Below are 24,509 nucleotides of genomic sequence, written 5' to 3'. Positions count from 1 at the left end.
ACTTTTAATGTAATGTAAAATTAATATAGTTGCAATTATTGATTGCTTCAAAGATTCTTCCCTATCGGTGCTAACACAAAAAACAGGTTAGGAAGAAAATCCTCTTCCTAACCTGGCCCTCCTCTCACTAGGGACGTTTTCATTCTCACATCGTTTCTCTTAAGAAATTTCATATCAACAGAATAACACTATTGCCCCGCCGAACAAACTTACAAATACAATAAGAAGACATGAACATAGAGCGAGTAATTTCTCATCTACGCTTCCTTTTAACTGCAATTAGAAACGCAATAAATAATACATTCACACCGATTATTAAGGAGATAAATAACCAATTCACACCTGTTTCTCCGTTAACTTTATACACATTTGATTCTTCACGTTTTAAAACGAGATAAAACTTTCCGTTTTCTTCTCTTATAATTTCATCCTGTAACAATCCTCTTAACTCTTGTTTTTCACCAATTGCACTTGCAGGTAAGGAGACTTTTTGTGTTTCTTTCGTATTATTAATTGCTACTAAAGTTACTTCATCTTTATATTTTCGTTTTAGTATGCTCATCCCGCTCTTATCATACAGAAGCTCAAACGTACCGCGTCGTAAAGACGGTCTCGCCTGCCTAAGTTCACCTAGTTTTGTTATGTGCTGCATAAATTTTTCGTCTGACTTAAAATCCATTAATCGTCTATTATCAGGTACACTTCCTCCATCTAATGCAATTTCCGTTCCGTAATAAAAATTCGGAATCCCAGGTGATGTTAACAAATAAGTAAGCGCCAGTTTTAAACGTGATGGCGGATAATACATATTTTCTTTTGCAATACGCGCATATCTTTTTGTTTCTTGATCATCTAAAAACGTAACAAAGTCCCCTTCTTTTTTACTCACATCGTATAACGATTTCACCGATACATCCGCTTCGGAAAACGATTCTACGATTTTTTCGTTGTATTCGCTATCCTCCTTTGTCATAATACGAAAATCTTTCTTTATCACTTGCATATCTTTTTGCGCGTTATCCCAAAAGGAACGCGGCTTTTTTTCACTATGTATAACATAACTTCCGTCTAAATCAACTTCTTTTATCCACCATTTCATTGCGTCAATTACCTGTCGTTCGTTTTCTCCAAGCGGAAATTGAAATACAACTTTCATTCCTTTTGCATGAGCTTCTTTTACAAGTTCTTTCACATCATTGTCTGTCCCGAAATGTTCATTTACCTTTTTAAAATTTCGCACGTCTAATCCATCGTACTTTCCACTTTCAAAAAGCGGCGAAAGCATAACGGTAGTAAAACCCATTTCTTTTATGTAATCCAACCTTTTTATAATTCCTCTTATATCCCCGCCTTGATACCCTTCTAAATTACCAACTTCTAATTGTTTGTCATTTTTCGGTTCTCCATTATTGAAGCGATCAATCATAATGGAGTATATAACTTCATCTTTCCACTCTCTTTTTTCGTCTGCAAAAGTATGTATTGGTACAAACAAAACAAAAGCTAAGCAAAAACAAATGAATAGTTTCCTAGTCCGTATTTTTCCCACACGCATCCCCCAAGTTTTTAATTGTAAGAATATTATACCAATTATCCGAGAGAAACGCATATGTCGATTTCAATCCTCACAAAATAATCTATGTTATACTTTCTAACATCATGTATATATTTTTCTGAATTTTTAGTTGATTTTCAGTTCCTTTTCGAATATGATATGAAACATAACAAAACGATGTTATTTTTTCTAACATTATAGGAGGAGAGCTCATGAATATGGGAGATACAGTTTTTATGTTTGTGACGACAGTAATGGTCATGTTGATGACACCAGGATTGGCACTTTTTTATGGAGGTATGGTTCGCAGCAAAAATGTACTCAGTACAACGATGCATAGTTATAGTGCAATGGCTATCGTTTCGATTCAATGGATTGTTATCGGCTATTCTTTATCATTCGGACCAGATTGGCACGGGCTTATCGGTACACTTGATTGGTTCGGTCTAAACGGAGTTACCTACGCACCAAATCCAGACTACTCATCTACTATTCCTCACAATTTATTCATGATGTTTCAACTCATGTTCGCCATTTTAACTCCAGCTTTAATTTCAGGTGCATTTGCTGAAAGAATGCGATTTTCTGCCTTTCTTATTTTTATCCTTTTATGGACAACGATTGTTTACAATCCTGTCGCTCATTGGGTATGGGGCGTCGGCGGGTGGCTAAGGGAACTTGGTGCACTAGACTTCGCTGGCGGAAACGTCGTTCACATCACTTCCGGAGTTGCTGGTCTTGTATTAGCTATTTTCCTCGGAAAACGAAAAAACATAAATGGTTCTTCTCCTCACCATTTGCCATTTACAATGTTAGGCGCAGGCTTATTATGGTTTGGCTGGTTCGGTTTTAACGTCGGCAGCGCATTATCCTTAAATGACGTAGCTTTAACTGCATTTATTAATACAAATATAGCCGCTGCTGCCTCAGCATTAACTTGGATGCTTTCAGAGTGGTTCTTCCAATCAAAACCGACTGCGATGGGAGCTGCTTGTGGCGCCGTTTCCGGTCTAGTCGCTATTACACCAGCTTGCGGGTTCGTTACACCTTTCTCAGCTCTTCTTATCGGAGCAATTGGCGGCGTATTATGCTTCGGAGCGGTCTTTTTCTTAAAAACAAAATTCGGATACGACGATACACTCGATGCATTCGGATGTCACGGCATCGGTGGAACTTGGGGCGGTATTGCGACAGGATTATTTGCAACTACTGCCGTAAACGGCGATGGCGCTAACGGATTATTTTACGGAAACGCCTCGCTGCTGTTGAAACAACTTGTAGCGATCGGCGCAACATATGCGTTCACAATTATAATGACGTATGCCATTATTAAAGCAATCAACTTCTTCCTCCCTGTCCGGGTAGATGAGCACGAGGAACATATGGGACTTGATATTTCGATGCATGGGGAGAAAGCTTATGAGTATACTGAGCGAGTGAACTAAAAAAGAGATGCAATCTATTAGTAATAGATTGCATCTCTTTTTTGCGCATCGGGCAACATACCCCACCTAGTATAACTGGAAATATATTAACGGTTTTTGGGATATATCAACGATTTTTCAAATATATCGATTGTTCCTTTCAATATATCAACGTTTCGACACAAGATATCGATTTACCAACAAATTCCGACATAACGAAACTGAAGAATACCCGCGTGTAACTTTACACATAAAAAAGACGACCGAAACCCAGTCGTCTTTTCCGATTTATTTCGGAGCATTTCCTACATATTGCGTAATATCAACATTTAATGCCTGCGCTAAACGCATACCGTATTCTTGATCTGCACGGAAGAAGTTACAAACAGCTAGTAATTTCGTGCGTTCATTTACGTCTTTTAAGTCATTTGTTAAGTTTGCAATTAAGTTATCTTGCTCTTCTTTAGAGAATGAACGGTAACGCTCACCTGCTTGTTTGAAGTCATTTGGTTTGTCAATTTTTTCACGAGATACATAGCCTTCTACTTTCATAGTTGAATCGCGGTAAGCTGGGTCTTCAACTGGATTCTCTGCATGACGGCTCGGTTCGTAGTTGATTGTAGATGGGTTTTGATTCACTTGCATCGCACCATCACGTTGTTGATTATGAACAGCTGCGTATGGGCAGTTTACAGGGATTTGTAAGTAATTTGCACCAAGACGATAACGTTGTGTATCTGGGTAAGAGAATAAACGACCTTGTAATAATTTATCTTCCGATGGCTCAATACCATTTACAGTTGCACTTGGAGAGAACGCTACTTGTTCTACTTCTGCAAAGAAGTTTTTCGGATTACGATTTAACGTCATTGTACCTACTTCCATTAATGGGAAGCGATCTTCTGGCCATACTTTCGTTGGATCTAGTGGATCAAAGTCTAAAGAGTCCATTTCATCTAATTGCATAACTTGTACGTGTAAATCCCATTTTGGGTGATTTCCTTTTTCGATTGCATCGAACAAGTCACGAGTTGCATGATTGAAGTCTTTCCCTTGTACTTCTTGCACTTCTTTCGCATTTAGGTTACGTACACCTTGCTGTGGTTTCCAGTGGTATTTTATATAAACAATTTTACCTTCTTCATTAATCCATTTAAATGAATGGACGCCGAAACCCTCCATTTCACGATAGCTTGCTGGTGTACCGTAATCAGAAAATACCCATGTCATCATATGTGTAGATTCTGGACTTAACGTCATGAAATCCCAATAACGATCTGGCGTTTGAATATTCGTATCAGGTGCTGGTTTTAAGGAATGTACCATATCTGGGAATTTAATTGCATCACGAATGAAGAAAACTGGTAAATGATTACCTACGATATCGTAGTTTCCTTCTTCTGTATAAAATTTAACAGCGAACCCACGTGGGTCACGTGCTGTTTCAGGAGAACCTTGACCATGAATAACCGTTGAAAAACGAACAAATACAGGCGTTTCAGTTCCTTCATTTTGTAAAAATGCAGCTTTCGTATATTGCTTCATACTATTTTTCGTTACGAATACACCGTGAGCACCTGCACCACGTGCATGCACAACACGCTCCGGAATACGTTCACGATCAAAGTGCGCAAGTTTTTCTACTAAATGATAGTCTTCTAATAATACTGGTCCACGACGACCGGCTGTACGAGAATTTTGGTTGTCTCCAACTGGAGCACCTTGGTTTGTTGTTAAGCGATTATTTGGATTCATCTAGGGGGATCCTCCTCTTTATTTTGTAGTAATTATTATTTATTTAAAATTATTATAAATTAATTATTATTCAAAACTAAATCTTTGTCAACTATTTCCTTCACTTTTTTGGAAACAATTTCAGCCAAACAGTCGATAAATGCTGATTGTGCATTCGGCATATTTGGTCTAAAATATTTGGCATTTAATTCATCAGTTACAACTTTACATTCATAATCGTTGTCATATAAAACTTCTAAATGCTCCGCTACAAAACCAACTGGGCAATATATGAAAGATTCGTACCCATGCTCTTCATATAAATCTTTCGTTAAATCTTGCACATCTGGACCAATCCACGGATCTGGAGTATTCCCAGCACTTTGCCAACCGATTGTATAGTTTTGAATATTTGCAGCTTCTGCAATTAAATCTGCCGTATGCTTTAGTTGTTCTACATAAGGGTCTCCTGCTGCAATAATTTTTTCCGGCAAACTATGCGCTGAAAAAATTACGACTGCTTTCTCTTTATTATCAATTTCTGTAAACGTCTCTTTTATTTGGTCTGCCCAATACGAAATAAATTTCGGTTCATCATACCATTGTTCAATTGGTTCAATAACAGGACCACCGATTTCTTTTGAAAGACGAATAGCACGGTCATTATACGCTTTAATGCTAAATGTAGAGTAATGCGGCGCTAATACGATACTAATCGCTTGCTCGATCCCATCACGCTTCATTTCTTCTACAGCATCTTCTATAAATGGTGCAATATGTTTTAAACCTAAGTAACAAGTAAATTCATACTCTGTAAATATGTTATTCATTGAATCTGTTAATTTATGCGCCTGTTCTTTCGTAATTTTTGCAAGCGGTGAAATTCCACCAATCGCTTTATAGCGCCCAATTAAATCTTCAAGCGCTTCTTCTGATGGCGTACGCCCGTGACGGATATGTGTATAATATGCCTCTACATCGTCTAATGATTCTGGTGTTCCATACGCCATTACGAGTAAACCTATTCTTTTCTTTGTCATCTATCTAACACCTCAATTTTATAAATGAGAATCTTTTTCAGAACATTTGTTTCCAATTATAACAAGTAATAATAAGTACGTCAAAATAATAATTCTAATTAAGTATTATTTATAAGGTGATTTTGAATTTTATATGACAATTTCTTTAATAAAAAGCGACTTACATAATTGTAAGCCGCTTTTCCCTTATTCCTTAATATTTACCCCATATTCTTTAAACCAAACATGAATTTGTGCTAAATGAGCTAAAAGCTGTGGCCCAGTCATCAATTGACCAAACCATGGTGTTTGAAATGCACTGCCGCCAGACTGAATCAATCCGCTCAACTGCTCTTTATCAAACAGTTCGTGTAAAATTGAACCTTTATCCGTTAATAGATTTTGAAGCCATACTGTTACTGCTTTTGTATAGTGCGGATTGTGCGTTTTCGGATAAGGACTCTTCTTTCTATATAAGATGTCATGTGGAAGTACACCTTCTAACGCTTTACGTAATAGACCTTTTTCGCGGTTTTTATACATTTTCATTTCCCAAGGAATATTCCACGCATATTCGACAAGACGATGATCTGCAAATGGAACACGTACCTCTAAGCTCGCTCCCATACTCATGCGGTCTTTTCTGTCTAATAATGTTGTCATAAACCATACCATATTTAAATAAAATAATTGGCGTCTTTTTGCTTCTAGCGGACTTTCCCCCTCTAAAATAGGAACTTCTTGAATTGACTCTTCATAGCGCCTTTGTACATATTGTTGTAAATTTAATTTATTTCTCCATTCTTTTTTTAGAAGTTGTTCACGTGCCTCTGTAGAACGCATCCACGGAAATGCACTCGATTGTAAATCATCTTCTCTATAAAACCACGGATATCCACCAAATATTTCATCTGCACATTCTCCAGATAAGCCAACGACAAAATCTTGTTTAATTTCTCGGCAAAACCATAATAATGACGAATCGATATCTGCCATACCAGGCAAATCACGAACGAGTACTGCTTCAGTTAAATACTCTGCTAATTTTTCATTCGAAATGACGCAGCGATGATGGGTTGTTTGAAATGTCTCAGTCATTAAATTAATAAACGGAGCATCTGAATTTGGCTGGAATGCATTCGCTTTAAAGTATTTGTCATTATCTTCGTAATCAATAGAATATGTGTGTAATTGCCCTTTTCCTGATCTCTCATATTCTTTCGCTGCAATAGCTGTAATAGCGCTCGAATCTACACCACCCGATAAAAAAGTACATAGTGGTACATCAGAAACAAGCTGTCTTGTAATCGCATCTTGTAATAAAAAGCGCGTTTTCTCTACTGTTTCTTCAAAAGAGTCTTCATGTTTTTTACTTTCTACATTCCAATATCTCCATATACATAAACCGTTCTTTGAAAATGTCATTGCATGACCTGGACGCAATTCTTTTATACCAGCATAAATACCGTGGCCAGGCGTTCTTGACGGTCCGAGCCCGAATATTTCTGATAATCCTTCTAACGTTACTTCCGCCTTCACATCTGGATGCGACAATATCGCTTTTAACTCCGAACCAAATAGTAAGCGTCCGCTATCATATTTATAAAAAAGTGGCTTTACACCTAATCGATCTCTCGCAATAAATACTTGTTCTTTCTGTTCGTCCCATACTGCAAACGCATATATACCGTTTAAATGATCGACACATTCTTCTTTCCATTCAATATAAGAAGCTAATAATACTTCTGTATCAGAATGACCTTTGAACGTATATCCTCTTCTTAATAATTCCTTTCGAATGTCTTCTGTGTTATAAAGTTCACCGTTATAGCAAATGGCGTAATTCGTTTCACCTTTTAAACAAGTCATCGGCTGTTTACCGCCCTCAGGATCCACAACGATTAACCGCTTATGCCCAAATGCGACATTTCCTTTAATCCAAACTTTATTATCATCCGGCCCCCGTTTCGCTAACGTCTCAGCCATCTTCGTAACGACATCTCTTTCTCCTTCTAATGAGCGTTTATAATCCACCCATCCTGTAATCCCGCACATATAAATCATCCTTCCATCTTATTTCTTTTCTTGAACGTGCAGTAATCCCCACCCTAAGAGTGCGGATCAAAAAAATGAAAAACTTGACGATAACCTACTATCCACATATGGAATAGCATTTTCACTCAGTAAAACGTGTTTTATTGTATGCCCACCTATGTCTATATGTGTCTAGTTATAAAGAATGCACGAACTGTCTATAACAGGAATAACTACTTTTCATAAAGGAGAAATCGTGTATGATACAACGTAAACATATTTTATATAATCAGCCCCGTGCTCATACAGTCGGTAATGTAGAATATATAAACAATGAGTGGGTATTCTTTGATGATGAAAATGATGAAGCGTTTTTATTAGAAGATATTGCCGAAGATGGGTTTGAAATTTTGTATAATAACAATTGGCTACCAGCCCGTTTCTATGAACAAGATGTATTACAAATCGCCAACGAGCAACACCATTTGCAAAATGGTGAAATGATACGTATTCGAAAAAAGTTACTTCTTAGCTATAATGAATGGCTGGAGGAATTACCTGACTCTGTCTTCACATTATTAACCGAATCATTGCAATCACTTCACTACTCTTTATATGATTGCATGTATTGTCATAATTATTTATCTTTCTTACCGCAAGAGGAGTCACGCGAAGGAGTAAATATTCTTTTGTTTGATAACGAAGAAATGATCTGTACACTGCAGCACCATTTCGTCCGTCACACTACGTCAAATAAAAATATGTTCCGTTTTACGAAAGTAAATGGAGAAGAGTTGCATATCGATGCGACATAAAGTGAAACTTTAATCAGTGGGGGAACCCACTGATTATTAGCCTTCACCAATCTGATGTTTACGGGATAAAGTAAAAAACCACCTTATAATCTCCCAAGTCTTTGAGATCATAAGGTGGCTTTATTTTTTATTAGAATACTTTCCAGCCAATCGGTAATTTCAGCCCAAGGTAAAATACTGCTACTAGCGCAACAATAAATAAGCCCCAAACCGCCCCTGTTGGTTTGTTTTTGCTCATTTTCACAAGAACCATTTCCATTCCACCGATAACTAAAATACCAGCTAACATTTTTAAGCCATACCACATGTGCATGCTACCTGTTGCTGTCTTCACAATACTCATGTACAACATGAAGCCTGTCACAATAATAATGATATACATTAGGCGAAGCCCCATATGTACACCTTTCCCTTTTCTTCCTGCTGAATAAAGTGAATACGCAACGAAGAATAAAATTAAACCTAACGCCCATGCTGTAATATGCATATGTACCATCGTATCCCTTACCTCCTCTTTTCACACTTTTTCACTCTATATGATAACATGTTCATTTATTTTCAGGAAATGTTTCGCTTTTTTACATTTAAATGATATAATATTTAGAGTATTTACAAACTTCTTGTAATAACAAAAGGGGGAACAATCATGATTCAAACTAAGGATATTATCGAACTTACAGACACATACGGAGCAAATAACTATCACCCACTTCCAATCGTTATTTCTAAAGCAGAAGGTGTTTGGGTAGAAGATCCTGAAGGAAACCGCTATATGGACTTATTAAGTGCATATTCTGCAGTAAACCAAGGTCATCGTCACCCGAAAATTATTAACGCTTTAATTGACCAAGCTAATCGTGTTACGTTAACTTCTCGTGCTTTCCATAGCGATCAATTAGGTCCTTGGTACGAAAAAGTTGCGAAACTAACTAATAAAGAAATGGTACTTCCAATGAATACAGGTGCTGAAGCTGTTGAAACTGCAATTAAAACAGTTCGTCGCTGGGCTTATGATGTGAAGAAAGTGGAAGCAAACCGTGCTGAAATCATCGTTTGTGAAGATAACTTCCACGGACGTACAATGGGTTCTGTTTCCATGTCTTCAAATGAAGAGTACAAGCGTGGATTCGGTCCAATGCTTCCTGGCATCGTTGTAATTCCTTACGGTGATTTAGAAGCATTAAAAGCCGCAATTACACCAAACACAGCAGCATTCATTTTAGAGCCAATTCAAGGTGAAGCAGGAATTAATATCCCACCAGCTGGTTACTTAAAAGAAGCTTTTGAAGTATGTAAAAAAGAAAACGTTTTATTTGTAGCAGATGAAATCCAAACTGGCTTAGGCCGTACTGGTAAAGTATTTGCTTGTGACTGGGACAATGTAACTCCTGACATGTACATACTTGGTAAAGCACTTGGCGGCGGTGTGTTCCCAATCTCTTGCGTAGCAGCAAACCGCGACATTTTAGGTGTATTTGAGCCAGGTTCTCACGGTTCTACATTCGGTGGTAATCCACTTGCATGTGCTGTTTCTATCGCGGCTCTTGAAGTGTTAGAAGAAGAAAAATTAACAGAGCGTTCTCTTCAATTAGGTGAAAAATTAGTTGGGCAATTAAAAGAGATTGATAACCCAATGATCACTGAAGTTCGTGGTAAAGGTTTATTCATCGGTATCGAATTAAACGAGCCAGCTCGTCCTTACTGTGAACAACTAAAAGCAGCTGGTCTATTATGTAAAGAAACACACGAAAATGTAATTCGTATCGCACCACCTCTAGTAATCTCTGAAGAAGATTTAGAGTGGGCATTCCAAAAAATTAAAGCTGTATTATCGTAATGATAGAGAGGTTGTCCGACATGTTGGGACAACCTCTTTCTTTTCATATTCATTTATATTAAGATGAAATTGTAATTTTCTGTATTTTAAAATCGTAAAGGAGGTGCGACATGCTATTAAGATATGGTAAACATATTAACTATTTAGCTACAGCTTTTATTTTAGTTACATTCTTTGGTTTCCTACTTTCCACAACATGGCTTCATTACTCAACTCCTACTACACTCACACTACTGAAAGCATCATTTTGGACTGCTGTTATTCTTACTATCATTGGTTTTGGACGAGAAAAAAGCGCACTTACGGTTATACTATTTGGCATTTGTACACTTGCATTCATTGGTCTTTACACTTTTGCCGTTATCGATTACCTCTATAACCCAAGGCCATAAAAAAGAGCTATCTTTTAACAAGATAGCTCTTTTCTTTATTTCACTACATTTCGTAAAGTACCAATTCCTTCTACTGTAATGACCACTTCATCACCAGCATGTAAAAACTTCGGTGGTGTAAAACCTTTTCCGACACCAGCCGGCGTTCCTGTTGCGATAATATCGCCTGGTTCTAAAGTCATTCCTTTACTTATCGTTGAAATAATTTCTTCTATTGAAAAAATCATTTTATTTGTGTTAGAAGTTTGCCTTACTTCTCCATTTACTACCGTTTCAATGTGTAATGCATTCGGCGCATTAACCACCGATTTATGAATTAAATACGGTCCCATCGGACAAAATGTATCGAAGCTTTTCCCAAGGAAAAACTGTTTATGTTTTCTTTGAATGTCTCGAGCTGTTACATCATTGATAATCGTATAACCAAAAACATGCTCAAGCGCTTTTTCTTTTTTTATTTGCTTCCCTCGCTTACCAATAATGATAGCTAATTCTCCTTCGTAATCTAGTTCGTCCGTTGCATGAGGGTGACCATTAATTTGCTCATTTATGCCAATAACTGTTGTTGGTGCTTTCGTAAAGATCATTATATTTTCTGGAATAGACTCTACTCCGCCCATTTCTACCGCATGCTCACGATAGTTTTTTCCAACGCACAAAATATTCTTTCTTGGCCTTGGAATCGGCGCTAATATTTTCACCTCTGTTAACGGATAATACGCCGCTTCCCCGTTCTCTTTTGCCCAATTTACAATTTCACATACTTTCTCAAAGCATTCAGTCCCTCTTTCAATACACTCTAACATTGTAATAGGGATTGTAACCTTTTCCCCTTTTTGTCTTTGCGCTTCTCTTAAGTGTAATACCTTTTCTTCTTCTTCATCTACAATACCTACAAATACCTTTTCTTCTTTCTTCGCCGTTACAAAACGCAATATTTCCACTCTCCATCCTAAAACTCATACCCTTTAATTGTATTCGCATCCGCAAGAAAAAAACCTTCTCATGCACGCTAATTTTTACAATATTCTTCTCATCCCCTATTCGTTACCCCTTTATCATTTGGCATAAAATGTAGAAATTTTACTTTTTTTAGCGAATGCATTTCTTTTTTATGAAGTTTTTGTATAATATGTACTACATATATACTAAAAATTTCATTTAGAGATGGAGCCGATTTCAATGTTTGAGCAAGCGATTGAAAAAAAACGTGAAAAAATGATTTATTTTGCTGAACGCTATGGAATGACTTCTCAAAAAACAGTGGATTGTAGCCAAGAACTGGACAGGCTCTTAAATGTAATTTGTCATGTACATACGGATTTACACCCTAATCAAACATTCAAAACACACACGCAATAATGCGTGTGTTTCTTTTATTTCAAAAAAATACACATTTTATTGGAAACGCCCATACAATAGTAGAAAAGAAAATTTTAAAAACGAAGGGTGTTTTGTATGCCAGCTATGGTCGGACATATTCGTATCGTCAATATTGGATCAAGTGGTATTTTTCATATTGGAGATGTATTTGCGATTAGGCCTATTAGTTACTCACGTGCTTTCGCCGGGGCCGGCTCTTTCAACGTTGGAGATAATGTTTCTGTCTACAATTATCAAAGTGCAACGACTGTCAACGATTCAGATGTAATCGATCAAGCGATAATTGGCTCAACTTAAAGGAGGCAATTGCATTGAATTTTTATGTAAACCAAAGTATCATCATCAACAGTATTAAAATTGATAGCATTACAACCTCTTCTGTGTTCCAAATTGGTACTGCCGGAAGTATTAAAGCCCTATCTAAATTTTCAAATACGGGCGGATTTACGGAGCCGCTTCGCCCATTACAGGCGAAAGGACAAATTATTTCTATCAAACCATCAACTAGTTCTTCTTAAGACATCCTTGTCATAAATATATAGCAGGAATATTTTTACCCTCCCTATTGAAAAGGAGGTTTCACAAATGAATCAAGATATATATACTTACTTACACCAACTTCAACAAGCTCTTCAAACACAACAAGCAGCCATCTTGAATTTAGAAGATCAAGTGCGCCAACTCCAAGAAGAGCTTAACGAATTAAAAAATCGCCCCTCCTCTTCTGTAGGAAAAGTGGAATACAAATTCGATCAATTAAAAGTCGAAAATTTAAATGGTACTTTAAATATTGGTTTAAACCCATTTTCAGCAAAAGGACAACAAATTGAAGATTTTCAAGTGGATACAGAAACATTGAAGGTAAACCCTGAAACCGAAACAAACCCAGACTTTTATCAAGGTATCCTCCAAGAAATGCATCGATACTTAGATGAAGAAGCATATAATCGTATTCTCCATTTTGAACAAGAAGAGAGAACACCGCTTGATGAAATGTATCGACAAATGATGGTGGATGACATAAAAAAACAGATGGAGCATCGACTCCCTTATTATTTATCACAAGCGCAATCATATGAAGGTATTTCAACAGATCCAGATTATTTACGAGATATCATTATTCAGGCAATGAAACAAGATATTGACAAAGCCTTTCTCTCCTTTATTCAGCACATACCGGGAAATTTTCGAAAGGAGTAAGTATGTATGAACCTTAACGTTGTAAACCGTGAGTTAAAAGTCGGACAGATTAAAATGAACGGTGTATCGTCGTCCGCACTCTTTTTAATTGGAGATGCAAATCTCCTCATTCTATCTTCTATTCTCGATACACCATTTGAAACAGTTACAGAGGGTCCATTTGTACCATTAGTAACAGATGTCCCTCCTACTCCAGGTTAAGGAGACTGAAAAATTATGTTGCATCATGTGTCCATTGTCCAAAATGTTTCTATTATTTCTTTAGGGATTACTGCCGTATTTCAAGTTGGAGATGCAAACCAAATGGAATTAAAAAGTAGAGCTATTGCCGTCCACCGTGAAATTCCTTTTTATATACGGGGAGAAGGTCGCTTTGATGCTTTTGAAATCTTTACAGATGAACACATTACAATTCCAAAACGAACGACAGATGTAAAATTAAATATTGTAAATGAATGCCCTTTTATTGAAGTGAATAACGTTGAATTGCGGACACTTTTAAATTCTGGTTGCTTTCAAATTGGAAATGTTGATTATGGTTTTAATAACTCTCGTATTATACAAATCCGCCAATATATTACGGATGAACCTTCCGCACAATAATTCATATAGTAATTAAAAAGCTTAGTAAAGTAGGTGGATGGTATGCCTTCAGTTGTAGGAAATCTCGTCGTGCAAAACAGTAACGGCTCTTTCAACTTAGGAGATTTTTATAACGTATCTCCGAAAGAAAACACGAAAGCCTATAACGGATCTGGAGCTTCCAATGTTGGGTTTGTCGTGAATACGTTTAACGGTGTTAGTGCAACGAATACATTTGATTCTGATGTGGCAGATCAAGATCAGATTGGAACAGCGTAAAAAAAGTAGGAGATATTCTCCTACTTTTTTCTTTTATGTAATTCAAAATTATTAAAATGAAATTTTAATAAGCAAGAGCTTCACTGTCCACAAATAGTGGTATAAACACGTAAGTAGTGAAGAGGCACTATTTCATTTTATTTAAATGATAACCCACTCTCCTCCAAAGCCTTCCTAAGCTTCGGCAAAGACGCAGGTCCCATACCATGCAGTTTTAAAATTTCTTTTTCACTATATTTTGAGAGTTCTTCTACAGTTTGAATTCCACGGTGCTCTAATGCCCTTCTTGCTGGCGCTGAAAGAAGAGAGAGAAAACCTTCTTTTGGTTTTCTCTCTTTCTCACAGACTGGGCAAGTTGGACAATCGCTACTTTTATAGTACTCGTGTCCCTGTTCACAAGTTCTTAACGTTTTTTCCGTTACCATTTTCAAGCCCCTCTATTCTTCAATATTTACAACGTGATTCCCATCAAAGAAGTATAAACATTTCTCTTTTACAGGATGTTGTAAGCTTTTCTCCAGTGCTTTTGCATATAACGAAAGCTGCACTTTATATCGATCTTCTAAAATTGGTTTCGCTTGTTCGAATCCGCCTGGGAATTTCCCTTCAATCGTATCTGTTTTAAAGTCGATTAACGTAATGCCATCTTCCTCTTCAATCATGCAGTCGATAACCCCTTGGACAAGAATCGTTTCTTCACTCTTCCCTTGCCAATCTTGATATGCTTCTTCTGCTGCAAGCATCATCGTAAATGGTACTTCACGCTCAACACTTTTCGCCGCTAATACCCTTTTACCTAAGTCACTGTCAAAGAATGAAATTACTTTTTCAATCGCTATTTCTTCCGCCTGCTCGAATGTTAATAATTCCTTATTTACCATTCCAGCAATTTGCTCTTGAAGAACTTCAACCGTAATCGGCTTCTTCAAATCAACATGCTGCATAACGGCATGGACTGCTGTTCCGCGCTCTGCGTACGTTAACCCTTTTTTCTCCATAAAGCGCGGGCGTGTTTTAATTGGTGCACGTAGTTTTTTAATAAAGGCGTTATCGCTACCTTCTTCAGATTGATAATTTCTCTTTATTTCTGTAACAGATTGCTTCGCACGATGAGATGTCGCATCCTCATATCCGTACTTCCACATTAATCTGTCGTACACTTCTTCTTTCCGTTCACTTTGCAGGGGAACAGCCTTTTTCTCACGAAGTGCTTCTAACAATTCTTGTTTCTCTTCTTGAACTGGCTCTGGTGCAAGTAGTGTGTTACCGTCCACAACTTCTACTTTCCAGCTAGTGTCATATCCGTAAATTTCATCTGGAATACTTCCTTGTCCTAATTCAAGAAGCATTTCACTATCACGGTGTCTATATAATGAAGGTGCAATCCAGTCTAAATAACAAGACGCTCCGGCACGTATGTGATCTGGTAATAACCATTCACTATGTTCCCTCGCATCAAGCCATTTTTCCATTTCCTTATTTGCATCCTTAACTGTTCCGATTAAAATTAACTTCTCTTTCGCACGCGTCAATGCTACGTATAGTACGCGCATTTCTTCCGCAATTAATTCCATTTTCATTTTACGCTTAATCGCAAGCTGTGATAATGTTGTATATTTAATTCGTTTACGCGGATCGATAAATTGCGAACCGAAACCGAAATCTTTATGCAATAAGAAACGTTTCATTAAGTCTTGTGTATTAAAACGACGACCGAGTCCAGCTACAAATACGACCGGGAACTCTAGCCCTTTACTTTTATGAATCGTCATAATGCGAACAACGTCTTCTTGTTCACCTAGGGCTCTCGCCGTACCCATATCATCACCGCGTTCTAAAATACGTTCAATAAAACGTAAGAAGCGGAATAACCCTCTAAATGATGTTGCTTCATATTGTCTTGCACGGTCATATAGTACGCGTAAGTTTGCTTGTCTTTGCTTTCCTGCTGGTAAACCGCCAACGAAGTCGTAATAACCTGTCTCACCGTACACTTTCCAAATTAAATCAGAAAGGGATTGTTGACGGGCAAATTCACGCCATCCTTGCAGTAAGTTATAAAACCACTCTAATTTATCATGAAGTTCTTGCTCCTCTTCAAGCGGTGCCCCTTTTAAGAATGAGCTCATTACTTCATAAAACGAGCCTTTCTTTCCATGAGCACGAAGCGTTGCAAGTTCTTCATCGCTCAATCCAACGATTGGGGAACGAAGTACAGCGGCAAGCGGAATATCTTGCATCGGATTATCAATAACGCGGAATACGTTCATCATAATATTTACTTCCGTCGCTTCAAAATAACCAGTCGCGAGGTCAGCGTATACTGGAATTCCTTGTAATTTTAACTCTTCCATAATTTGCGGGGCCCACGGCATGGAGCGAAGTAAAATAACGAAATCGCGATATTGCACCGGACGCATACTATCATTTTTACGGTCATACACTTCATAACCGGAATCAACCATCGCTTTAATGCGCTGCGCCATAAGGCGAGCTTCAAGCTGTGCTTTTTCGACTTCTGCACCTTCTTCACCGTCTATTACTTCTTCTTCCGTTTGCTGAATACATAATAATTCTGCTGCTACATCTTCACCTTCTGGATAGGTAGCACCTAGCTTTAGTTCAGCGTCAGCATCGTAGTCAATTTCCCCAACTTCTTCGCCCATAATTTGTTTAAAAATAAAGTTCGTACCTGCTAGTACTTCATGACGACTACGGAAGTTTTTCGCTAAGTCAATCTTCATTCCGCCGCCCAATCCTTCTTGTGTGAAGCGTTTATATTTTCCTAGGAATAGTCCTGGCTCGGCTAGTCGGAAACGATAAATCGACTGCTTTACGTCACCAACCATGAACAAGTTTCCTTCACTCTCAGAATCTTTCGTTACGAATTTAATAATGGATTCCTGTACAAAGTTCGTGTCTTGATATTCATCGACTAATACTTCAGCAAATTTATTACGATATTGGAGCGCCACTGCTGACGGATTCATTTCACCATTTTCACTTTGTTCACTTAAAATTTGTAAACAGAAATGCTCTAAATCTGTGAAATCGACCATTCCTTTATCTCGCTTCATCGCTTGGAAACGCTCTGTAAATACTTTTACAAGTTGAACAAGCTTTTCTAATACTGGGTGCATATCTTGGAAATCTCGTAAGAAACTTTCAGGTTTGCGGCTAAATAACTCTTCTTGTAATTTCTTCACTTCATCTTTCGCTTTATTACGAAGAGAGTCTACTTGTTTTACAACATCTTCATTGTAATCACTTTTCTTAATACGCTTTAACGTTTGCCACGATACGTTTTGCATCGCTTCATACACACTTGTCCACGACTCACGAGCAGCTGATGATAGCGTTCCAAGTAAAGCTACATCTGCTTGCAGGGTTTCAATGCGAGGCGCTGGACCGTCAGGAAGCATTGCGAGTTCAGTTGCCTTACGAATATGCTGTTCCGCTGTTTCAAGCTGGAATTTCACATCTTCTAATAAATAAGAAACATATACTAAATCTTCAATTGTCTTTCCTTCTACGTCATATGCTTCTACTAATTTATCAAGCCATTTTTCCGGATTTGGATGCGCTCTTGACTCTGTATGAAGCGCTAAAATCATACGTTGCAAGTCATCATCACTACGGTCACTCGTATAACGATCAACAAGTTCAAAGAAGATTGTATTATCTTCGATTCCGTACTCTTCTTCTAATATGTCATCTAGCACTTCTTCTTTTAACAATTCATTTTCTGTTTGATTCGCAATACGGAAACGAGGATCAACATCAAGCATGTAGTAATATCCTCTAATTACTTGTAAACAGAATGAGTGAATTGTTGAAATGGAAGCTTTATTTAATAGGCTCAGCTGCTTTCTTACGTGTTGAGAGCCTGGTTCATCAATTAATACCTTTTCTAACGCTTCCCCGATTCGGTTTTTCATCTCTTGCGCTGCTGCATTCGTAAATGTTACAACGAGCAGGCGGTCGACATCGACTGGGTTCTCTTCATTAATAATCTTTTTAATAATACGTTCAACTAATACTGCTGTTTTACCTGATCCAGCTGCAGCAGCAACTAAAATATCACGTCCGTTCGCTACAACAGCTTTCCACTGGTCATCTGTCCATTGACTACCTTCTGGTTTTTTAGGCCAATTTTCTATCATTCTCCGCCAACCTCCTCTCTTATTTTCTCCATCGCTTCGCTATCTTTCATATCTTTTAACGATCGGAACTGATTATCTTCCAGTGACTCATCAAATTGACAAACAGATTTGAAGTTACAGAACGTACATGCTGCTTTATTCCCCATTTTATAAGGAGCAATATCGATAACACCTTCTGTAATATCTTTTCCGATATTTTCAAACGTATGGTGTACATATTTTTGCAGTACGTTAAACTCTTGCTCACTTGCAATACTTGAACGCGCACTAAAGCTACCGTCTTTTTTCAGGCCAGCAGAAATAATATCTGAGCTTCCTGTTGAAAGTTTGTTATCCATTAAACGAACAACGTCAGCATCTCCTAATACGAGTCCTTTCATTTTAAATTTCTTTAAAATTTCTTTTTCAATTTCAGCTTCCGTTGCGTCACCTTTCATCTCAACGATTGGGTTATGAATATGGAAATACAATACACCAGCTGGTGATGCTGCGTGGCCTTTTTTCATCCACGTCTGTGCATTCGAAGTAACAACATCTAAATACGTTAACATTTGAAGTGCTAATCCGTAATACACTTCCGTTAAATCTAACGCTTTTGAACTTGATTTATAATCAATAATACGTAAGAACGTCCCGTTTTCATCTTCTGCCTTATCAACACGGTCAATACGGCCGACTACTTCCATCTTTACACCATTTGGTAATGAGAATTCCATCGGCGGAAGTGACCCTGTACCTCCCATACCGAACGGCACCTCTAAATCAACTGGTACGAATCCGCTTGACTTCGCATGTTCACGAAGAATGATTGACGTACGGAAAATGATTTGTTGTAGTTTTTGTTTTAAATAGAAATGACGGTTTGAACTTAATAAAATTTGTCGTTGTAATAACGGCGCAATTTCTTCTATTACTAAAACAGAAAGATGCTCACACTCTTTTATGGATAAATCCGCCCAAGTGCGGTTTTCACGCAATAACTTGTCCGCAATTTTCTTTAATGCCGCATGGAATAATTCGCCGATGTCTGGCGCATCAAGCTTGAAAATATCACGCTCTCTAAGCGATAAACCGTGCTGCGCAAAATGAGCGTATGCACAACGATTAAATAGTTCCATACGAGAGACGCTTCCTTTAATTATATCTCCGTATAAATCTCTACTTACTGCTGTACTTAGTTTCTTCGCACGATTTCGATAGAATAAACTTGATAAGACGCGGCTACTTTTTTGTTTCCATTCATCTGAAGTTACGTAGAAATTATATACGTCCCACCAAAAGTCTAAATTCCCTTCAAATCCGTATCGCTTCCACGTTTGTAGTTGCTGCATAACGTAAGATAACGTTACTTCTGGCGTTGCTACATATGAAATTTGTTCTGAACGTGATAAATCATTTACGTCATTCGTAATAAATGAATCTTTCACATTAGGGAACATTCTTTTTATTTTCTTAATAAAGCTAGACGCAAGTAACGTCTTTCCTTCTTCATCTGCAAGCGGGCATGAAATGTATAACTTCTCAGATGCTCTCGTTACCATTTGATACATAACGAACTGTTCTTCTAACAAAGTTTGTCTCGTCGTTGGCGCTAATTCAATCCCTGCCGCACCAAGAACTTCTCTTTCCTCATCAGAAAGCATACCTTCATCCATAGGTGCTGCTGGAATGACACCCTCATTTACACCTATAATAAACGTTGCTCTCACATCAGATAATCTGGAGTGATCAATATTAGCAATTAACACTTGGTCTAATGACGGCGGAATGTTAGCAAATTGAAGTGCCTCAAGACCAGTCGACATAACGTCAGTAAACATAGAAAGAGACATTTTCTCTTCCCCAAGCATCTCTACAAATGTATCAAGAAGGCTCATTACTTCTTCCCATACTTGTTCATGATCTGTCGCAAATAAGAAATCTCCACTTTCTTCTGCACGTATACGTAATTCTTCTAGTTTTTTCGGAACATCCAGTTCTTCTAAAAACAAGTAAACTGCTTCACACATTTGCATAACTGTTCCTGCACGCTTTAACCTTTTTTGCATGCGAATAACAGGTGTTCTTACAACGTCACGTAGCCTATTTATTTTCTCTTCCATTTCACGTTCACTGTCTGTAATCATCCCGTTCGTATCATCAAGAGAACGATAACGGCGATACATCCATGGATCTTCAGCAGTCCATCTCTTTCCTTGTACACCGTACGCTAAACAGTAATTTTCAAATTCATCCATTTCTTCACGCATCGTTTCTTTTCTTACGTCTAATGGATATAAAAGCTCTGTTTTCACGCAGCGGAACACCGCATCATAACGCCAATTCCCACTAATAATCTCGAGTGCAGAACGAATACATTCTACCAATGGGTGGTGTGACATTGGGCGCTTTTCATCGATGAAGTGCGGGATATTGTAATCTGTAAATAACGTTCGCATCACATCATAATAACTTTCCCCATTACGAAGAAGCACTGCAATATCTCGGTAACGATATTTTTCATCCGCAACAAGTTTACGAATTTCACGAGCAACACCTTCTACCTCCGCTCGTAAATTCGCAGCTGTACTAATCGTTACACTCGCTTCACCGTTAAATTTTTCATTCGGACGCGCTTCATAATGAGCTTCTAAATGCGCTAATGCCGGAGAATGAAAACGCGGCTGTTCCATAAGTGGAATTGTTTTTTCAATTTCTATTTTCTCTTCACGCGCTACTTGTTTTATTTTTTCATACGTTAACGTCGTTTCATAAAATAAATCGAGTTCATTTACTGGCTGTGCTAACGTTTTTTCATCTATCGTTAACGTGATCGTAACTCTCGCTCCGCAAATCATAAGCTGTCTTACAATCTCTAACTCTTGCGGGGAGAATGAATGAAATCCGTCTATATAAATTTCCGCACCATTTACATATTCAGACTGCGGAAGCTTTTCCACTAGCAATTGCAGGTAGTCTTCTGAATCTAAATATTTTCCAATTAAAGCACGTTCAAAATCATCGTATAACAGCTGTAAATCATACACTTTATTCGCTAGTAACTTTTGTTCGGCACTGCTACTATGCGCATCTAATTGTTGCCACATTTCATATACGTTAGATGGCGTTACATTGTAACGTTTAAACTCTGCAATCATACTACCAAGATGTTCAAAGAAACCGTTTTGCTCCGCTGCTTTTTGGAACACCGATAATCCATCTTTACGAGACTCTACAATTTTACGGAGTAACATATGTACACCAGCTTCATCAATATGAAGACGACTCGCTCCGCCAACTTCTTGCAGTACCTTCCACGCTAATCGTGAAAAACTAAAAACTTGTGCCCGAATAGAACCTCTTACATCCTCACTTCCAATTAACGCCTGCTGCGTCTGGAATGTCATCTGTTCTGGCACAAGATATAATATTGTTTTCCCTCTCGGGCGTTGTTTTAACTCTTCTTGCACTTCGCGTAAACAAAGTGTACTTTTTCCACTTCCCGCTCTACCAATCACAAATCGAAGTGACATGTAACCCCACCTTTCACTTACATAACGAACGTTAGTTTGCTACTATAATTGTATTATAGGACACGAAAAAAGACAAACTGAGTTGTTTGCCTTTTTCTATACTTCTATCTATTATATCAACCTTTTGAAAAATTCGTTTGCACCTCTTGAATTGGCCAATATCGCAAATCAACTTTACCGACGACTGTATCAGCTTTTACAAAGCCAAAGTGTCTACTATCCCAGCTCCCGAGCCGGTTATCACCTACTACAAAAATAAACCCAGGTGGCACCAGTTTTTCTTTCGTTAACTCTTCTAATGTAAAGTCGCCTGTTAGTTGCCTTCCGTTTATCTCTTTCTTATACTTCTCTAAATACGGCTCATCAATAAATTGACCGTTTATATATAACTTATCCTGCTTATATTCAATATGATCTCCAGGTAAACCGATAATCCGCTTTACATAGTCCTCTTTTTTATTCGCATGAAATACCACAACGTCAAATCTGTTCAAGTCCCCAACTTGATAACTCACCTTATTTACAACTAGCATATTGCCATCTTGCAATGTCGGCATCATTGACTTCCCCTCTACAACATACGTTGAAAAGAAAAACGTTCGAAAAAATACAGCTAATAATACACCAATTAAAATTGTTCGTATCCACTCCATGCCTTCTTTTTTCAAAGTTTTCTTCATCTGCTTCTCCCCTTATCCTTTAATACTGAAGCTTTCCTTTACAAAGAAGACTATTCTTAATGTAGTTCTAACTTTACTTCGATTTTCTTACCGACATACCATAAAATAAAAATACCAATCGCTACAATAACTGATTTCACCGGATTATGAATAAATGACATTAAATCATGACCGATATACGTTAAAATAAAAATCATCACAAGTTTTCCGAATGCTAACGCTAGACCAAACTGTTTTACACTAATTCGGGATAAACCAGCGACAACATTTATGAGCGCTGACGGTGTAAACGGAAAACAAAATATAACAAAAATCGGTGCGAATCCTTTCCTTTCAATCCACCCCATTGCTTTTCGTACTCTCTCATGCTTATTTACAAACGAAAAGAAACGACTGCGACCAAAATGGCGGATGATGAAAAAGACAAGTAATGCACCCATTACTGATCCAAGCCATGAATAAAGAAAACCGAGCCAAAAGCCAAATGCAACAGCATTCGCCAGTACAAATACGATAAGCGGTAATGCTGGAATCAACGCCTCTATCATCGGTAAACCAATACCAAGAAGTGGTCCGAACGCTTTATAACTCTCAACAATATGATCCATATTTTCTGGTGAAAAATACTCTTTGATTGTCTGAAAATCCATTCTACACTTTACCCCTTTACTCTAAATACTATCCCTACTGTATCATTGCTTATATGAAAGAGGAAATGGTAGATACGACATATGGAGATGTATTTATTAAAGTTTCCATATCTTTCATAAGAATTCCTTCATTATTTAGCTATGATAATCTATCAATATTCGACAGGACGTGTCATTCGTTTTGTTATTTAGATTGTTTTTTTGATTTTTTCGGTAAATGAAATTACAATGGTGATTTTCTAAATATAACAATTACAACTCGGTTTTTCTAATATATCGCCTTACCTACAAAGACTGATAAAGTGAAACTTTAATCAGTGGGGATTTTGTTGATCCCCCGCTTAACTTCTTTGCTTTCGCTGAATTTTGAGGCGGGGGTCTTACTGCCCACAAATAACAGGATAAACAAAAAAGAATGGGGATTCCCCCATCCTTTCACACTTCGCCTTCCTTCACAAAATACACACTCTCATAAGCGGGTCTTAATGTTGATTCCTCTTTTTTATCAACCTCTTTAAAACAAGGATTCCCTTGTTTTTTCCTACGATCTTCATATTCAGTACGTAATTTCGCTGTACGATTTTGTTGATTTTCAAAACTAGTTTTTGATATCTCTAATTTCACAGCAAAGCCATTTATAAATCTAATAATAAGATTTCCATCTTTTAATTCTTTATTACTTTCAATATAAAAATGAGACAACCAAGCACACTCTTTTCTAGAGTAAGAATAGGTAGGGAAAAAATAAAGTTGATCTGCTGGACTAATCGCAATCGGTGCTTTATGTGTAATATGAGTTAACTCTTTCGTTCCTTCTTTTCTGCCTAAGAAACTAGAGCCATGCTTGCGGCAACTTCTTTCTATAATATCTAGAGGTTTTTGAAATACGAAAAAAGAATCATTCATTTCAACGACTCGCGTAACAATTTTCTTTTCACTTAGAATAACAGGAAGTAAGGCCATCGTATTTTTCGTTACAACATAATTTTCGACATAGCGTTCCACTTTACTTTCCATACTCCATTATCTCCTTTTTTCCATTTATATTAGCAGCTGCATATATAATTTTAGCATCTATGAAAAGGAAATAGCTTACAAGTTCCGCTTTTTTACAATTTTTTATCATTTATCAAACATTTGTTAAATAAAAAAATCACGATATAGTAATGTTTTAATTTTAAAGTTATAAAAACAGCATTTATACTACCTATAAATATTTATTACCCCTTCCTATTTTCACATCATGAAAA

General features: G+C 37.4%; 23 protein-coding genes. 11 read left to right on the top strand and 12 right to left on the bottom strand.

Features of this window, described 5'->3' with window-relative positions; all coding sequences use genetic code 11:
• Positions 1–253: 253 nt before the first annotated feature.
• Positions 254–1,609, bottom strand: coding sequence for an alpha-amylase family glycosyl hydrolase (locus ACTFRM_RS02270; RefSeq protein ID WP_071740678.1), 1,356 nt, complete (start codon positions 1,607–1,609; stop codon positions 254–256).
• A 158-nt stretch (positions 1,610–1,767) separates the two neighbouring features.
• Between ACTFRM_RS02270 and ACTFRM_RS02265 the strand changes: the two genes are divergently transcribed.
• Positions 1,768–3,000 carry an ammonium transporter gene (locus ACTFRM_RS02265; protein WP_001055855.1) on the top strand — a complete coding sequence of 411 codons (1,233 nt, stop codon included), beginning with the start codon at positions 1,768–1,770 and terminating at the stop codon, positions 2,998–3,000.
• 267 nt (positions 3,001–3,267) lie between these two features.
• On the opposite strand, the gene katB is transcribed toward ACTFRM_RS02265, so the two are convergent.
• The 3 genes from katB to asnB all read right to left on the bottom strand — a co-directional run bounded on the left by katB (position 3,268) and on the right by asnB (position 7,787).
• Positions 3,268–4,734, bottom strand: coding sequence for a catalase KatB (katB, locus tag ACTFRM_RS02260; protein ID WP_025687695.1), 1,467 nt, complete (start codon positions 4,732–4,734; stop codon positions 3,268–3,270).
• Between the two features lie 59 nt (positions 4,735–4,793).
• Entirely contained in the window at positions 4,794–5,753 is a 960-nt protein-coding gene (hemH, locus tag ACTFRM_RS02255; RefSeq protein WP_078385730.1) for a ferrochelatase, read from the bottom strand.
• Positions 5,754–5,939: 186 nt separating this feature from the next.
• A complete protein-coding gene (gene asnB / locus ACTFRM_RS02250; RefSeq protein WP_025687429.1) occupies positions 5,940–7,787 on the bottom strand; it encodes an asparagine synthase (glutamine-hydrolyzing) in 1,848 nt (615 codons plus the stop codon).
• Between the two features lie 239 nt (positions 7,788–8,026).
• Here asnB and ACTFRM_RS02245 point away from each other — a divergent pair, with 239 nt between their 5' ends.
• On the top strand, positions 8,027–8,581 hold the full coding sequence (locus tag ACTFRM_RS02245; RefSeq protein ID WP_000616046.1) for a DUF2777 domain-containing protein: 555 nt from the start codon (positions 8,027–8,029) through the stop codon (positions 8,579–8,581).
• A gap of 130 nt (positions 8,582–8,711) precedes the next feature.
• Here ACTFRM_RS02245 and ACTFRM_RS02240 read toward each other — a convergent pair whose 3' ends face one another.
• On the bottom strand, positions 8,712–9,077 hold the full coding sequence (locus tag ACTFRM_RS02240; RefSeq protein WP_000233494.1) for a YisL family protein: 366 nt from the start codon (positions 9,075–9,077) through the stop codon (positions 8,712–8,714).
• Between the two features lie 150 nt (positions 9,078–9,227).
• Between ACTFRM_RS02240 and rocD the strand changes: the two genes are divergently transcribed.
• Positions 9,228–10,418, top strand: coding sequence for an ornithine aminotransferase (gene rocD / locus ACTFRM_RS02235; protein WP_000616658.1), 1,191 nt, complete (start codon positions 9,228–9,230; stop codon positions 10,416–10,418).
• Between the two features lie 110 nt (positions 10,419–10,528).
• Positions 10,529–10,810 carry a hypothetical protein gene (locus ACTFRM_RS02230; protein WP_000926857.1) on the top strand — a complete coding sequence of 94 codons (282 nt, stop codon included), beginning with the start codon at positions 10,529–10,531 and terminating at the stop codon, positions 10,808–10,810.
• A 35-nt stretch (positions 10,811–10,845) separates the two neighbouring features.
• On the opposite strand, the gene ACTFRM_RS02225 is transcribed toward ACTFRM_RS02230, so the two are convergent.
• The gene (locus tag ACTFRM_RS02225) at positions 10,846–11,745 is read right to left on the bottom strand and encodes a fumarylacetoacetate hydrolase family protein (protein ID WP_001213071.1); all 900 of its coding nucleotides are present in this window, start codon (positions 11,743–11,745) and stop codon (positions 10,846–10,848) included.
• A gap of 247 nt (positions 11,746–11,992) precedes the next feature.
• Between ACTFRM_RS02225 and ACTFRM_RS02220 the strand changes: the two genes are divergently transcribed.
• The 7 genes from ACTFRM_RS02220 (at position 11,993) to gerPF (ending at position 14,254) form a co-directional block, all read left to right on the top strand.
• Entirely contained in the window at positions 11,993–12,172 is a 180-nt protein-coding gene (locus ACTFRM_RS02220; RefSeq protein ID WP_000462841.1) for an aspartyl-phosphate phosphatase Spo0E family protein, read from the top strand.
• Positions 12,173–12,268: 96 nt separating this feature from the next.
• Positions 12,269–12,490 carry a spore germination protein GerPA gene (gene gerPA / locus ACTFRM_RS02215; protein ID WP_001111187.1) on the top strand — a complete coding sequence of 74 codons (222 nt, stop codon included), beginning with the start codon at positions 12,269–12,271 and terminating at the stop codon, positions 12,488–12,490.
• A gap of 14 nt (positions 12,491–12,504) precedes the next feature.
• On the top strand, positions 12,505–12,711 hold the full coding sequence (gene gerPB / locus ACTFRM_RS02210) for a spore germination protein GerPB (RefSeq protein ID WP_001012508.1): 207 nt from the start codon (positions 12,505–12,507) through the stop codon (positions 12,709–12,711).
• 67 nt (positions 12,712–12,778) lie between these two features.
• Positions 12,779–13,393 carry a spore germination protein GerPC gene (gerPC, locus tag ACTFRM_RS02205; RefSeq protein WP_001070760.1) on the top strand — a complete coding sequence of 205 codons (615 nt, stop codon included), beginning with the start codon at positions 12,779–12,781 and terminating at the stop codon, positions 13,391–13,393.
• A 6-nt stretch (positions 13,394–13,399) separates the two neighbouring features.
• Positions 13,400–13,594, top strand: a complete 195-nt coding sequence (gene gerPD / locus ACTFRM_RS02200) for a spore germination protein GerPD (protein WP_001052807.1) — start codon at positions 13,400–13,402, stop codon at positions 13,592–13,594.
• Between the two features lie 15 nt (positions 13,595–13,609).
• The gene (locus ACTFRM_RS02195) at positions 13,610–13,996 is read left to right on the top strand and encodes a spore germination protein GerPE (RefSeq protein WP_000902324.1); all 387 of its coding nucleotides are present in this window, start codon (positions 13,610–13,612) and stop codon (positions 13,994–13,996) included.
• A gap of 42 nt (positions 13,997–14,038) precedes the next feature.
• Positions 14,039–14,254, top strand: a complete 216-nt coding sequence (gerPF, locus tag ACTFRM_RS02190; RefSeq protein ID WP_001141566.1) for a spore germination protein GerPF — start codon at positions 14,039–14,041, stop codon at positions 14,252–14,254.
• 137 nt (positions 14,255–14,391) lie between these two features.
• Here gerPF and ACTFRM_RS02185 read toward each other — a convergent pair whose 3' ends face one another.
• From ACTFRM_RS02185 to ACTFRM_RS02160, 6 genes are all read right to left on the bottom strand, one after another.
• Complete coding sequence (locus ACTFRM_RS02185) at positions 14,392–14,679, bottom strand: RNA polymerase alpha subunit C-terminal domain-containing protein (protein WP_000255728.1); 288 nt, start codon at positions 14,677–14,679, stop codon at positions 14,392–14,394.
• 12 nt (positions 14,680–14,691) lie between these two features.
• Positions 14,692–18,417 (bottom strand): helicase-exonuclease AddAB subunit AddA, encoded by a 3,726-nt coding sequence (gene addA, locus ACTFRM_RS02180; protein ID WP_098771157.1) that lies wholly within the window; start codon positions 18,415–18,417, stop codon positions 14,692–14,694.
• Positions 18,414–21,929 (bottom strand): helicase-exonuclease AddAB subunit AddB, encoded by a 3,516-nt coding sequence (gene addB, locus ACTFRM_RS02175; protein WP_000058593.1) that lies wholly within the window; start codon positions 21,927–21,929, stop codon positions 18,414–18,416. Before addB ends, addA begins: the two co-directional genes overlap by 4 nt.
• A 116-nt stretch (positions 21,930–22,045) precedes the next feature.
• Positions 22,046–22,609 (bottom strand): signal peptidase I, encoded by a 564-nt coding sequence (gene lepB / locus ACTFRM_RS02170; protein ID WP_000751919.1) that lies wholly within the window; start codon positions 22,607–22,609, stop codon positions 22,046–22,048.
• Positions 22,610–22,665: 56 nt separating this feature from the next.
• Positions 22,666–23,259, bottom strand: a complete 594-nt coding sequence (locus ACTFRM_RS02165) for a TVP38/TMEM64 family protein (protein ID WP_000347517.1) — start codon at positions 23,257–23,259, stop codon at positions 22,666–22,668.
• 435 nt (positions 23,260–23,694) lie between these two features.
• Positions 23,695–24,276: a competence protein ComK gene (locus ACTFRM_RS02160; RefSeq protein WP_000444443.1), complete on the bottom strand. Its 582-nt coding sequence runs from the start codon at positions 24,274–24,276 to the stop codon at positions 23,695–23,697.
• Positions 24,277–24,509: the final 233 nt, after the last annotated feature.

The sequence above is a fragment of the Bacillus cereus group sp. MYBK227-1 genome, from assembly GCF_051916325.1.
GTDB lineage: Bacteria > Bacillota > Bacilli > Bacillales > Bacillaceae_G > Bacillus_A > Bacillus_A cereus.
The sequence above is the reverse complement of the archived record's forward strand: the minus strand, read 5'-3'. Positions and strand labels throughout refer to the sequence as shown.